This window comes from Herbaspirillum sp. 1173 (assembly GCF_031455335.1).
Taxonomy (GTDB): domain Bacteria; phylum Pseudomonadota; class Gammaproteobacteria; order Burkholderiales; family Burkholderiaceae_D; genus Herbaspirillum; species Herbaspirillum huttiense.
The window spans coordinates 32,523-46,466 of the sequence record NZ_JAVDSP010000010.1 but is presented as its reverse complement, the minus strand read 5'-3'; the positions used below and the strand labels follow the sequence as shown (position 1 = coordinate 46,466).

Genomic DNA, 13,944 nt, shown 5'->3' with positions numbered 1-13,944 from the left:
AATCAGGGACTTGAATCTGCATTGCTTCACTCTGTCCCCATTAGAAAAATCCAGAAAATCTTGGGGATTTTAATTGCACTCAGACCCTAATTATTTTCATTGAACTATTGGGTGCAGTGCACTATTCTTCAAATCCTTACTGTCAATGTGGTGGAGTACCGTTATGCACGCGCAAGGCCTTTACGACCCAGCAAATGAACATGACGCCTGTGGCGTCGGTTTCATCGCCCACATCAAGGGCAAGAAAACCCATTCCATCGTTGACCAGGGTTTGCTCATCCTGAAGAACCTGGATCACCGGGGTGCTGTCGGTGCCGACCCGTTGATGGGTGACGGTGCCGGTATCCTGATCCAGATCCCCGACCAGTATTACCGTGAAGAGATGGCCAAGCAGGGCGTGGACCTGCCGCCGCCCGGTGAATATGGCGTGGGCATGATCTTCCTGCCCAAGGAAAACGCTTCCCGCATTGCCTGTGAACAGGAAATCGAACGCGCGGTGCTGGCCGAAGGCCAGATCGTGCTGGGCTGGCGCGATGTGCCGGTGGACCGCGACATGCCGATGTCGCCGACCGTACGCGAAAAAGAGCCGGTGATCCGCCAGATCTTCATCGGCCGCGGCCCCGACGTGATGGTCACCGACGCGCTGGAACGCAAGCTGTACGTGATCCGCAAGTCCTCCGGCCACGCCATCCAGGCCCTGAACCTGCTGCACGGCAAGGAATTCTTCGTGCCCTCGATGTCGGCCCGCACCGTGGTCTACAAGGGCCTGCTGCTGGCCGACCAGGTCGGCGTGTACTACAAGGACCTGCAGGACGAGCGCTGTGTCTCCGCGCTGGCCCTGGTGCACCAGCGCTTCTCCACCAACACTTTCCCGGAATGGCCGCTGGCCCACCCGTACCGCCTGATCGCCCACAACGGTGAAATCAACACCGTCAAGGGCAACTTCAACTGGATGCGCGCCCGCGAAGGCGTGATGCAGTCGGCCGTGCTGGGTTCGGACCTCAAGAAGCTGTTCCCGCTGATCTATGAAGGCCAGTCCGATACCGCCAGCTTCGACAACGCGCTGGAACTGCTGGTCATGGCCGGCTATCCGCTGCCGCAGGCGATGATGATGATGGTCCCCGAAGCCTGGGAAAACCACACCTCGATGGACGACAACCGCCGCGCCTTCTACGAATACCACGCCGCCATGATGGAACCGTGGGACGGCCCCGCTGCGCTGGCCTTCACCGACGGCCGCCACATCGGCGGCACGCTGGACCGCAACGGCCTGCGTCCGGCGCGCTACATCGTCACCGATGACGACCTGGTGGTGATGGCTTCCGAATCCGGCGTGCTGCCCATTCCCGAGTCCAAGATCATCCAGAAGTGGCGCCTGCAGCCGGGCAAGATGTTCCTGATCGACCTGGATGCCGGCCGCATCATCGACGACAAGGAACTGAAGGACACCTACGCCAACGCCAAGCCCTACAAGCAGTGGATCAACTCGGTACGCGTCAAGCTGGACGAGTTGAAGGAAGAGCCGCGCCAGCCGTCCTCGTCCCTGAAGCTCTTGGACCTGCAGCAGGTCTTCGGCTACACCCAGGAAGACGTCAAGTTCCTGATGGCCCCCATGGCCAGCGGTGGCGAGGAAGCCATCGGCTCCATGGGCAATGACTCGCCGCTGGCGGTCATGTCCAACAAGAACAAGCCGCTGTACAACTACTTCCGTCAGTTGTTCGCGCAGGTGACCAACCCGCCGATCGACCCGATCCGCGAAGCGCTGGTCATGTCGCTGGTGTCCTTCATCGGCCCCAAGCCCAACCTGCTGGACACCAACAACATCAACCCGCCGATGCGCCTGGAAGTGTCGCAGCCGGTGCTGGACTATGACGACATCGCCAAGCTGCGCAACATCAGCGCGCACAGCGGCGGCAAGTTCAAGTCCTACGAACTGAACATCTGCTACCCCGTCGCCTGGGGCAAGGAAGGCATCGAAGCGCGCCTGGCTTCGCTGTGCGCCAAGGCCGTGGATGCGGTCAAGTCGGGCCACAACATCCTGATCATCTCGGACCGCAAGGTCGATGCCGACCAGCTGCCGATCCCGGCACTGCTGGCCACCTCGGCCATCCACCAGCACCTGGTCAGCAAGGGCCTGCGCACCTCCACCGGCCTGGTGGTGGAAACCGGTTCGGCCCGCGAAACGCACCACTTCGCCCTGCTGGCAGGCTATGGCGCCGAAGCGATCCACCCGTACCTGGCCATGGACACGCTGGCCGATCTGGCCAAGGGTCTGCCGGGCGACCTGTCGCCTGAGAAGGCCATCTACAACTTCCAGAAGGCGGTCGGCAAGGGCCTGCTGAAGGTCATGTCCAAGATGGGCATCTCGACCTACATGTCCTACTGCGGCGCGCAGATCTTCGAAGCCATCGGCCTGTCGAAGGCACTGGTGGACAAGTACTTCAAGGGCACCGCGTCCAACGTCGAAGGCATCGGCGTGTTCGAAGTGGCCGAAGAAGCGCTGCGCCTGCACACCGCCGCCTTCAGCGCCGACCCGGTGCTGGCCAACGCCCTGGACGCCGGTGGCGAATACGCCTTCCGCATCCGTGGCGAAGAGCACATGTGGACCCCGGACGCGATCGCCAAGCTGCAGCACTCGACCCGTTCGAACAGCTACAACACCTACAAGGAATACGCCCAGATCATCAACGACCAGTCCAAGCGCCACATGACGCTGCGCGGCCTGTTCGAGTTCAAGATCGACCCCTCCAAGGCGATCTCGATCGATGAAGTGGAACCGGCCAAGGAAATCGTCAAGCGCTTCGCCACCGGTGCCATGTCGCTGGGCTCGATCTCGACCGAAGCCCACGCCACGCTGGCCATCGCGATGAACCGCATCGGCGGCAAGTCCAACACCGGTGAAGGTGGCGAGGACGTCAACCGTTATCGCAACGAGTTGAAGGGCATCCCCATCAAGCAAGGTGCGACCCTGGCGTCCGAAATCGGCCGCGAACACATCGAAGTCGACATTCCCCTGCTGGAAGGCGACTCGCTGCGCTCGCGCATCAAGCAGGTGGCATCGGGCCGTTTCGGCGTCTCCGCCGAATACCTGATCTCGGCCGACCAGATCCAGATCAAGATGGCCCAGGGTGCCAAGCCTGGCGAAGGCGGCCAGCTGCCCGGCCACAAGGTCTCGGAATACATCGCCAAGCTGCGCGTGTCGGTGCCGGGCGTGGGCCTGATCTCGCCGCCGCCGCACCATGACATCTACTCCATCGAGGATCTGGCCCAGTTGATCCACGACCTGAAGAACGTCAACCCGCGCGCTTCCATCTCGGTCAAGCTGGTCTCCGAAGTGGGTGTGGGTACCGTTGCTGCCGGCGTGGCCAAGGCCAAGTCGGATCACGTGGTCATCGCCGGTCACGATGGCGGTACCGGTGCTTCGCCGCTGTCTTCGATCAAGCACGCCGGTTCCCCGTGGGAACTGGGTCTGGCTGAAACCCAGCAGACCCTGGTCCTGAACGGCCTGCGCAACCGCATCCGCGTGCAGGCTGACGGCCAGATGAAGACTGGCCGTGACGTGGTCATCGGTGCCATGCTGGGCGCGGACGAATTCGGTTTCGCCACCGCACCGCTGGTGGTCGAAGGCTGCATCATGATGCGCAAGTGCCACCTGAACACCTGCCCGGTAGGCGTGGCTACGCAAGATCCGGTGCTGCGCGCCAAGTTCTCCGGCAAGCCGGAACACGTGGTCAACTTCTTCTTCTTCATCGCTGAAGAAGCGCGCCAGATCATGGCCCAGCTGGGCATCCGCAAGTTCGACGAACTGATCGGCCGCGCTGACCTGCTGGACCGTTCCAAGGCCATCGCGCACTGGAAGGCCAAGGGCCTGGACTTCAGCCGCATCTTCCACCAGCCCGAGTCGAACCTGCCGGTGTACCACACCGACGTGCAAGACCACGGCCTGGACAAGGCACTGGACCACAAGCTGATCGCGCAAGCCAAGATCGCGCTGGAAAAGGGCGAGAAGGTTTCCTTCATCTCCCCGATCAAGAACCTCAACCGTACCGTCGGCGCCATGCTCTCGGGTGAAGTGGCCAAGCGTTATGGCGATGAAGGCCTGCCGGACGACACCATCCACATCCAGCTGCAAGGGACCGCAGGCCAGTCCGCCGGCGCTTTCCTGGCCAAGGGCGTGACCCTGGACCTGGTCGGCGAAGGCAACGACTACGTCGGCAAGGGCTTGTCGGGTGGCCGCATCATCGTGCGTCCCAACACCGAGTTCCGTGGCCGTGCGGTGGACAACATGATCTCCGGCAATACCGTCCTGTACGGTGCCATCAGCGGTGAAGCCTTCATCAACGGCGTGGCCGGCGAGCGTTTCGCCGTGCGCAACTCCGGTGCCACTGCAGTGGTGGAAGGCACCGGCGACCACGGTTGCGAATACATGACCGGCGGCACCGTGGTGGTGCTGGGCAATACCGGCCGCAACTTCGCAGCGGGCATGTCGGGTGGTATCGCTTACGTGTATGACCCGGAAGGCGATTTCGCCGGCAAGTGCAATACCTCGATGGTCAGCCTGGAGAAGGTCCTGTCCGACACCGAGCAGGAGCAGACCCTGGGCCGCGACATCTGGCACAGCCTGCTGCGCGGTGGCGAGCGCCAGACCGACGAAGCCATCCTGCGCGGCTTGATTGAACGCCACTTCAAGTACACCGGCAGCACGCGTGCGCGCTACCTGCTGGATAACTGGGCGGCGTCGCGCGCCAAGTTCGTCAAGGTGTTCCCGACCGAGTACAAGCGTGCGCTGGCCGAACTGGCCGCCGCTGCCGAAACGAAGAAGGAAAAGGTCGCTGCCTGATTTTCAGCCAGGCATCAATCGGACTAATCAATCAAGCACGCCGGCGGGCGTGGCGCGAAAAGTGAAGAGCGCCGCCCGCCGCATCCTTAGCGAGAATGTGAGAGGAAAATGGGAAAAGCAACCGGTTTCATGGAGTACCAGCGCCTGAAAGAGGCCAGCGAGGCACCTGCCGCGCGTACCAAGCATTACAAGGAATTCGTCCTGCACCTGAGCGACGCTGACGCCAAGATCCAGGGCGCACGTTGCATGGACTGCGGCATCCCCTTCTGCAACAACGGCTGCCCGGTCAACAACATCATTCCCGACTGGAATGACCTGGTCTATCGCGGCAACTACAAGGAAGCCCTGGACACCCTGCACCAGACCAACAACTTCCCCGAGTTCACCGGCCGCATCTGCCCGGCACCCTGCGAAGCCGCCTGCACTCTGGGCATCAACAATGACGCCGTGGGCATCAAGTCGATCGAGCACTTCATCATCGACAAGGGCTGGGAAAACGGCTGGGTCGTGCCGCAACCTGCTGCGGTCAAGACCGGCAAGAAGGTCGCCGTGGTCGGCTCCGGTCCTGCCGGCTTGGCCGCTGCCCAGCAGCTGGCGCGCGCCGGTCACGACGTGACCGTCTTTGAAAAGAATGATCGCGTCGGCGGCCTGCTGCGTTATGGCATCCCCGACTTCAAGATGGAAAAGTCGCACATCGACCTGCGCGTCGAACAGATGAAGGCCGAAGGCGTGAGCTTCCGTACCGGCGTGTTCGTCGGCAAGGAATTCCCCGAGACCGTCAACAACTGGTCCAAGGAAAGCGTCACCCCGGAAGAGCTGAAGAAGGAATTCGACGCCGTCGTGATCGCTGGTGGTGCGGAATCCCCGCGTGACCTGCCGGTGCCGGGCCGCGAACTGAAGGGCGTGCATTTCGCCATGGACTTCCTGCCGTTGCAGAACAAGGTCAATGCCGGCGACAAGCTCAAGAGCCAGATCATGGCCACCGGCAAGAACGTGGTCGTCATCGGCGGTGGCGACACCGGCTCCGACTGCGTCGGTACCTCCAACCGTCACGGTGCGGCTTCGGTGACCCAGTTCGAACTGATGCCGCAACCGCCGGAATCCGAAAACAAGCCGCTGGTCTGGCCCTACTGGCCGATCAAGCTGCGTACCTCTTCCTCGCACGAAGAAGGTTGCGCACGTGATTTCGCGGTGACCACCAAGCGCCTGGAAGGCAAGGGCGGCAAGGTCGAGAAGCTGATCGCGGCGCGCGTCGAGTTCAAGGACGGCAAGATGGTCGAAGTGCCCGATTCGGAATTCGAGATCAAGGCTGACCTGGTGCTGCTGGCCATGGGCTTCGTCTCGCCGGTGCAGCAGGTGCTCGATGCCTTCGGTGTCGAGAAGGATGCACGCGGCAATGCCAAGGCCACGACCGATGGCGAAGGCTGCTACAAGACGTCGGTGGACAAGGTCTTTGCTGCAGGTGACATGCGCCGTGGCCAGTCGCTGGTGGTGTGGGCGATTCGCGAAGGCCGCCAGTGCGCACGTGCGGTGGATGAATTCCTGATGGGTTCTTCGCTGCTGCCGCGCTGATCGCTCGCCTCGTATTGAACGCTGAATGATTTATATGATTTAAAAAGTATCAAGCAGTACGCAGTTTTCGTTTGACCCTGGACCCGGATCGGCGCAAGCCGGTCCGGTTTTTTTTCGTCATGTGTTTCTTGCCATGCCTGCGCCCCAAGCCCCATGCCCTTTGGCCGCGCGTGTAAAATGGCCCATCGCCGCCTGCCGGCATCATCCCTACGCACATCGCAATGGCAACCCCGATCCGCTACCGCATCACTTCCCTCGATCCTGCCTCCCATCTCTACGACGTCAGCGTCACCGTGGATAGCCCGGCCGCTGACGGCCAGGTCTTCTCGCTGCCTGCCTGGATTCCGGGGAGCTACATGATTCGTGAATTCGGCAAGAACATCGTGCAGCTGCGTGGCGAATCCAATGGCCGCAAGGTGGCAGTGAAGAAACTGGACAAGCACACCTGGCAAGCCGCCCCTTGCAAGGGTGCGCTCACGCTGCACTATCAGGTGTATGCCTGGGACCTGTCGGTGCGCACGGCCCACCTGGACCGCACGCATGGCTTCTTCAATGGCACCAGCGTCTTCCTGGCCGCGCATGGTTTCGAGGAGGGCGAGCACGTGGTGGACATCGCCCGTCCGGAAGGGGATGACTTCAAGCGCTGGCGCGTGGCCACGGCCATGCCGGAACTCAAGGCCAAGCGCTATGGTTTCGGGACTTACGTTGCACCGAACTACGATGCGCTGATTGATCATCCGGTAGAGATCGGCGACTTTGCCCTGGCCACTTTCCAGGCGCATGGCGTGCCACACGATGTGGTCATCACGGGCCGCGTGCCCAATCTCGACCTGGCGCGCCTGTGCGATGACTTGAAGAAGATCTGCGAGGCGCAGATCGCCTTCTTCGAGCCGCGCAGCAAGCGTGCCCCCATGGATCGCTATGTCTTCATGACGCTGGCCGTGGGTGACGGCTACGGTGGTCTGGAGCACCGTGCATCGACTGCGCTGATCTGCTCGCGGGCCGACCTGCCGGTCAAGGGCAAGCCGGAACAGACCGATGGCTACCGCACTTACCTGGGCTTGTGCAGCCATGAGTATTTCCACACCTGGAACGTCAAGCGCATCAAGCCGGCGGTGTTCGCGCCCTACGATTTGCGTCAGGAAAATTACACCTCGCTGCTGTGGCTCTTCGAGGGCTTTACCAGTTATTACGATGACCTGTTCCTGGTCCGTACCGGGGTCATCGATCTGGACAATTACCTCAAGCTGGTCGGCAAGACGGTCACGGGCGTCCTGCGCGGCACCGGCCGCAAGAAGCAGAGCGTGGCCGAGTCCAGCTTCGATGCCTGGGTGAAGTATTACCGTCAGGATGAAAACGCCAGCAATGCCATCGTCAGCTACTACACCAAGGGCTCGCTGGTGGCGCTGGGGCTGGACCTGACCATCCGCACCCAGACCCGTGGCCGCCGTTCGCTGGATGACGTGATGCGCGGGCTGTGGACACGCTATGGCCGCGACTTCTACGACGGCAAGCAGCAGGGCGTGCCGGAAGACGAGATCCTGGCCATCATGGAAGAGTTGAGCGGCGCTGATCTCAAGCGTTTCCATGACCGTCACATCCGTGGTACCGAGGACGTGCCGCTGGTCGATCTGCTGCCCGCCTTCGGTGTGGCTTATGAGGCCAGCGTACCGGCCGACGCCAAGCCATGGCTCGGTGCGCGCATCGGCAAGGAAGGCGGCGATGCCAAGCTGGCCGCCGTCTATGAGGGCGGTCCCGCGATGCAGGCGGGTCTGTCGGCTGGCGACAAACTGGTCGCCATCGATGGCCTGCGCGTACCGGCTGCGGGCCCCGATGGTCTGCTGGCGCGCTATCGTTTCAATGACACCGTGCGCATCCACGCTTTCCGCCGTGATGAGCTCATGGAGTTCAGTCTCAGGCTCAAGTCCGATACCGCACCGCAGGTCACGCTCAAGCCGCTGGCCAAGCCGGTGGCAGTGCTGCGCCAGCGCCAGGCATGGCTCACCCTGAAGGGCCGCTGATTTGATGCGACGATGCCCGTCGCCATCACGCCAGACGAAAAAAAACCCGCCAACGCAAATTGGCGGGTTTTTTCTTGCAGCGGAAAAAGCGAATTACTTGGCTTCTTCAGCGCCGCCAGCAGCTTCACCTTCAGCGGCCACTTGACCAGCCGGCACGGTGGCGGTGGCGATGGTCAGGTTTTCCTGGGTCACGGCGGTCACGCCGTTGGGCAGCTTCAGGTCAGCCAGGTGGATCGATTGACCGACGTCCAGCTTGGACAGGTCGACTTCGATGAACTCAGGCAGGTTCTTCGGCAGGCAGGTCACGTCCAGTTCAGCAGCCACGTGGCTGATGATGCCGGCGTTCAGCTTGACGGCCGGCGAGATCTCGGCGTTCACGAAGTGCAGGGGCACCTTGGTGTGCAGCTTCTGGGAAGCATCCACGCGTTGGAAGTCAACGTGCAGGACCAGTTGCTTGAACGCGTGGACTTGGAAGTCACGCAGCAGCACTTGCTCGACCTTGCCGTCGATTTCCAGGTCCAGGATGGACGAGTGGAAGGTTTCCTTCTTCAGGGCGTGGTACAGCGCGTTGTGGTCAACAGCGATGTTCAGCGGGGCAGCGGTGCCACCGTAGACGATACCCGGGGTTTGACCCGCGCGACGCAGGCGGCGGCTCGCTCCGGTGCCCTGTTCATTACGCGGAAAGGCGATGACTTTCATGTGATAACTCCAATGTTGGCGGGGCTCGTCGTGGAATCATTCCATCGACGGTTGCCCCGTGAGATAAATATTCCCCGCGACCAGGGAATACGAAAAAACCTCGCTGCGAAAAACCGCAGCGAGGCGAATGCAAAATCTTATTCAGCAAACAGCGACATCACCGAGTCACCCTTGGTGATGCGCTTGAAGGTCTCGGCCAGCAGGTCGGCGCAGGTCAGCTGACGTACCTTCGGGCAGCCGCGTGCAGCAGGCGACAGCGGAATGGTGTCGGTGACGACCAGTTCATCCAGCGGCGAATTGGCGATGCGATCGATGGCCGGACCCGACAGCACCGGGTGCGTACAGTAAGCCACGACCTTCTTGGCGCCACGTTCCTTCAACACTTCAGCGGCCTTGGTCAGGGTGCCGGCGGTATCGACCATGTCATCCATGATGACGCAGTTGCGGCCTTCGACCTCACCGATGATGTTCATCACTTCGGAGACGTTGGCCTTCGGACGGCGCTTGTCGATGATGGCCAGGTCACAATTCAGGCGCTTGGCCAGCGCACGGGCGCGCACCACGCCGCCGACGTCGGGCGACACGACCAGCAGGTCGTCGTAGTTCTTGTTGACCAGGTCGCCCAGCAGGATCGGCGAGGCGTAGATGTTGTCCACCGGGATATCGAAGAAGCCCTGAATCTGGTCTGCGTGCAGATCCATGATCAGGACGCGCTCGACGCCGGCTTCCTGCAGCATGTTGGCCACGACCTTGGCCGAGATGGCCACACGCGCCGAACGCGGGCGGCGGTCCTGGCGGGCATAGCCGAAATAGGGGATGGCGGCGGTGATGCGGCCAGCCGATGCGCGCTTCAGGGCATCGACCATGATCATGATTTCCATCAGGTTGTCATTGGTCGGTGCGCAGGTGGACTGCAGCACGAAGACGTCCTTGCCGCGAACGTTTTCATTGATCTCGACCATCACTTCGCCGTCGGAGAACTTCGAAACATTGGCCTTGCCCAGCGGGATACCGAGTTTCTCAGCGACGCCGCGCGCCAGTTCGGGGTTGGCGTTGCCCGTAAAAACCATCAGGTTCTCAAGTGCCATGTGGGTATCCCTGAATGCAATCGTTAAAAAGTCGAAAAGCCGACAATGCTTGACTTGTTCGGTCTCACATTGACGGCTTATTTTTCTGACTGGACCCGGGCCTGATCAAACAAGGCCTGTCCGAATTAAATGGCAGGGGAACAAGGATTCGAACCTTGGAATGCCGGAATCAAAATCCGGTGCCTTAACCAGCTTGGCGATTCCCCTACGCAACTTGCTGTTTGCCGTGCAGGCGCGCTCATCATCAGGCGCTGCGTCTTCGTCAAACCAATTCTCTAATTCTCTATTACGACTGCACTAAATGGGCGAGAGGATGTTCCTGCATCGCTTTGGCTTTCCAGCCGATCCAGCGCGAAGGCAATTGCTTGAGCACTTCGTCTGCCTGATGTTCGTGTTCGAATGCACTAAACACACAAGCGCCAGATCCGGTCATCCTCGCACTCCCGAATTTTCCCAGCCACTCGATTGCTGCTGCCACTTCGGGGAAATGTGCGGTTGCCACCATTTCCAGATCGTTTTTCCCGAAGCTGGAAGCAACTTGTTTCGTCGCATCAGGAAAGTCCGTTATTCTGATTGGTTTCGTATCCCTTGTCAACAACTTTGATGAAAAAATTATTGAAGTTGGAACAGATACGCCCGGTTCGATCACCACATACCAGCAATCCGCGGTACGCAGTGCCGACAATTCTTCACCCACACCTTCGGCGAATGCATTGCGGCCGAACAGGAAGAAGGGAACATCAGCACCCAGCTTCAGGCCCATCTCCATCAGCGAGGCGCGATTGTATCCGCATTTCCATAAATGATTCAAGACCAATAATGTCGTTGCTGCATCGGAGGAGCCGCCACCGACCCCGCCACCCATCGGCAGCACCTTGTGCACGGTGATGTCGGCACCCGGTTGCGGCCGGCCGCTGGCCTCGCGCAGCAGGTGCGCGGCGCGGATTACCAGGTCCGACTCCTCGGGCACGCCGGGGACCTCATTGGTACGGCGGATCTGCCCGTCCTCGCGCAGGCTGAAATCGAGCGTGTCGCAGCGGTCAATCAACTGGAAGGCCGATTGCAGCAGGTGATAGCCATCCGGGCGGCGGCCGGTCACGTGCAGGAACAGGTTGAGCTTGGCCGGCGCCGGGCAGGCGGTGAGGGTGGTGGTCATGCGCAGTACGAATTCTTCAGTTGTGGATCAAACGCGGTGCAGGTTCTGCCATCAGGCATTCCATCAAGGCTTCTTCCAGCCATCGATGGCGATGCGGATCGCCACCTTGCCGGCCTGCGTCGTGCTGCGGGTGAGGTCGATGCGTTTGGGGCGCGTCTGGCCGCTGGCGGCATCGCTCTCCCAGTTGGCATAGGTCACGCGCCAGCCATCGCGGGTGGTGAAGCTGGCATCGTTCTCGCCAGCCTTGGCCACGAAGGGCTTGCCGCTGGCATCAATGCCGCTGCCCTGCAGCCACTGGCGCATGCCCGAGACCGGCAGCGGCCAGCCCAGCGATTGCGCGGCCAGGGCATCCACATCGGCGGCCACCTGCGGTGCGCGGCCTGACTGCACCAGCGTGGCGATGCCGGGCTTGACGTTGATGGTGGCCACGGTCTGGCCCAAGGGCGAGAACATCTCCAGGTTCAGCTCCTGCGGGGTCTGCTTCCAGAAGAAGCTGCCATGCAGCGATTGCGGACGGTCATCCTGCTCGTACTGCACCGAGATGCGGCCATCGATCTCGATGCTGGACTGGTAAGCCGGTGCGGTGGCGTCCGGTGCCACGGCATCCTGCGACACCGTGGCGCAACCGCCGAGCAGAGCGGCCAGGCAGAGGGCAGCAGCCCCCGGGAAAGCGCGTGTTTTGCTCATAACTTCACATTGAGACGCGACAGCGTGCTTTTCAGGACTTCATTGTTGGGTTCCTTGAGGCTGACTTCGCGCCAGACCTTGCGGGCTTCGTCCTGCTTGCCATTGGTCCACAGGACTTCGCCCAGGTGCACGCCGATCTCCACATCGGGGCGCAGGCCATAGGCGCGGCGCATCTGGGTTTCGGCCTGTTCGGCGCGGCCCATGCGGAACAGCACCCAGCCCAGGCTGTCGGCAATGAAAGGATCTTCCGGGGCCAGGTCGGCCGCCTTCTGGATCAGTTCCAGCGCTTCCGGCAGGCGGATGTTGCGATCGGCCAGCGAATAGCCCAGCGCGTTGTACGCGTGCTGGTTGCCCGGTGCCAGCTGCATCACGCGGCGGAGCGACTTTTCCATCTCGTCGAACTTGCCCAGCTTTTCCAGGACCATGGAGTAGTCGTAGAGCAGGTCGGTATTGTTGGGGAAGCGCTGCAGGCCGCCCTTGAGCACGTCGGCCGCTTCCTGGTTGCGGTTGGCATCGCGCAGCAGGCTCGATTCGGCCAGCAGCAATTGCAGCTGCTCGCCATCGTTGGTCGATTCGGCTTGCGCATCTTCCAGCGCCTTGCGCGCGCCTTCGATGTCGTTCTTGCGGGCCAGCAATTGGGCGCGGCGGACCTGGATGTTCAGATAGCCTTCGGTGCCGGGTTCTGCCTGGTCCAAGTAGCGCAGGGCCGAATCCAGGTCGCGGCGCTCCTCGGCGATGCGCGAGAGCAGCAGCAGGGCCTGGCTGGGATCGCGGTCTTCCTCGGGTTGGGCCGAGAGCACCTGCAGGTAGCGCTGCAGATAGTATTCGGCATCCTTCAACTGGTCGGTCTGGGCCGACAGTACGCCCAGCGCGAAGAGGGTGGTGGCGTCTTCGCCGTCTTCCTTCAACAGGGTCTCGAACTGGGTGCGGGCCAGCTTGAAGTCCTTCTGCTCGACCAGGCTGCGGGCATAGGCCACGCGTACTTCACGCGCATCCGGATACTTGCGCAGGAAATCGGTCACCAGCTTGGTCGCGTCCTTGTTGTTGGAGGCGACCTGAGCGGCGGTGAGCACGGCCAGTTCCGAATCGGGCTTGATCTTCATGGCCGCGGCGGCTTCGCGCTGGGCGGTGGCGCCATCGCCCATGCCGAAGGCACCCTGGGCCAGGGCCAGGTGGGTTTCCATCAGGTTGCCATAAGGCTTGCTGATGTTTTGCAGGATGGTATAGCTGGCCTGCTTGTCCTTGGCCCGCGCCAGCAGACGCTGGATCTGCAGCAGCATCGGTCCGCGCGCTTGCGGGGCGGCATCGGCCAGGCGCTGGGTGAGCAGCGGTTCGATTTCGTCGACGCTGTCCGAGAGCATGATCAGGCCCAGATAATTTTGCAGGGCTTCATCCGAATGCGGCGCCAGTTCGGTCCACAGGCGCACCGCCACCAGCGCTTCGCCGGCCTGGCGCGCGGCCACGGCCATCTCGGCGGCGCGCTTGGCCAGGCGCGGATCGCGCGTCTGCTGGGCCGCAGCCAGCATGGTCACGTAGGCCGATTGCCATTGGCCGCGCTGGAAGGCGATCTCGGCTGTCAGCACTTTGTAAAGGATGTCCTCGCTCAGCTCCATGGCCGGCAGCGCGTCTTCCTGCTGCTGGACCTTGGCCTTGGGGGCTTTCTTGCGGTTGGCCGGCTTGGAGGAAGCCGTCTTCTGGTCAGTGGCCGCCTGGGCGTTCGCCTTGTCGCCGGGCTGCTGGAAGCTCGCGCAGGCAGTCAGCAGCAGGGAACTGGTGAGGAGGGCGATGGTTTTTTTCAAGATGTCATCCTGACGATTCGGAGAGGTTCGATTTTACGCGCAACAACCGTGGCGTTGCTGACGGCATTGAGACTGACGATGC

The 13,944-nt window shown here is 61.8% G+C and carries 8 protein-coding genes and 1 tRNA gene; 3 read left to right on the top strand and 6 right to left on the bottom strand.

Features of this window, described 5'->3' with window-relative positions:
- Positions 1-163 precede the first annotated feature (163 nt).
- The 3 genes from J2X56_RS23340 (at position 164) to J2X56_RS23330 (ending at position 8,433) form a co-directional block, all read left to right on the top strand.
- On the top strand, positions 164-4,840 hold the full coding sequence (locus J2X56_RS23340) for a glutamate synthase-related protein (RefSeq protein ID WP_088756119.1): 4,677 nt from the start codon (positions 164-166) through the stop codon (positions 4,838-4,840).
- A 108-nt stretch (positions 4,841-4,948) separates the two neighbouring features.
- Positions 4,949-6,412, top strand: a complete 1,464-nt coding sequence (locus J2X56_RS23335) for a glutamate synthase subunit beta (RefSeq protein ID WP_121045824.1) — start codon at positions 4,949-4,951, stop codon at positions 6,410-6,412.
- 221 nt (positions 6,413-6,633) lie between these two features.
- On the top strand, positions 6,634-8,433 hold the full coding sequence (locus tag J2X56_RS23330) for a M61 family metallopeptidase (protein ID WP_199725156.1): 1,800 nt from the start codon (positions 6,634-6,636) through the stop codon (positions 8,431-8,433).
- 93 nt (positions 8,434-8,526) lie between these two features.
- On the opposite strand, the gene J2X56_RS23325 is transcribed toward J2X56_RS23330, so the two are convergent.
- The 6 genes from J2X56_RS23325 to J2X56_RS23300 form a co-directional block, all read right to left on the bottom strand.
- A complete protein-coding gene (locus tag J2X56_RS23325) occupies positions 8,527-9,132 on the bottom strand; it encodes a 50S ribosomal protein L25/general stress protein Ctc (protein ID WP_121045826.1) in 606 nt (201 codons plus the stop codon).
- Positions 9,133-9,269: 137 nt separating this feature from the next.
- Entirely contained in the window at positions 9,270-10,220 is a 951-nt protein-coding gene (locus tag J2X56_RS23320) for a ribose-phosphate pyrophosphokinase (RefSeq protein WP_008332043.1), read from the bottom strand.
- Positions 10,221-10,350: 130 nt separating this feature from the next.
- Positions 10,351-10,427 (bottom strand) — tRNA-Gln (locus J2X56_RS23315).
- 79 nt (positions 10,428-10,506) lie between these two features.
- Entirely contained in the window at positions 10,507-11,376 is an 870-nt protein-coding gene (ispE, locus tag J2X56_RS23310; protein ID WP_209569220.1) for a 4-(cytidine 5'-diphospho)-2-C-methyl-D-erythritol kinase, read from the bottom strand.
- A gap of 63 nt (positions 11,377-11,439) precedes the next feature.
- Entirely contained in the window at positions 11,440-12,063 is a 624-nt protein-coding gene (gene lolB / locus J2X56_RS23305) for a lipoprotein insertase outer membrane protein LolB (RefSeq protein ID WP_121045828.1), read from the bottom strand.
- Positions 12,060-13,862, bottom strand: coding sequence for a tetratricopeptide repeat protein (locus J2X56_RS23300; protein WP_310163085.1), 1,803 nt, complete (start codon positions 13,860-13,862; stop codon positions 12,060-12,062). Before J2X56_RS23300 ends, lolB begins: the two co-directional genes overlap by 4 nt.
- Between the last annotated feature and the right edge of the window lie 82 nt (positions 13,863-13,944).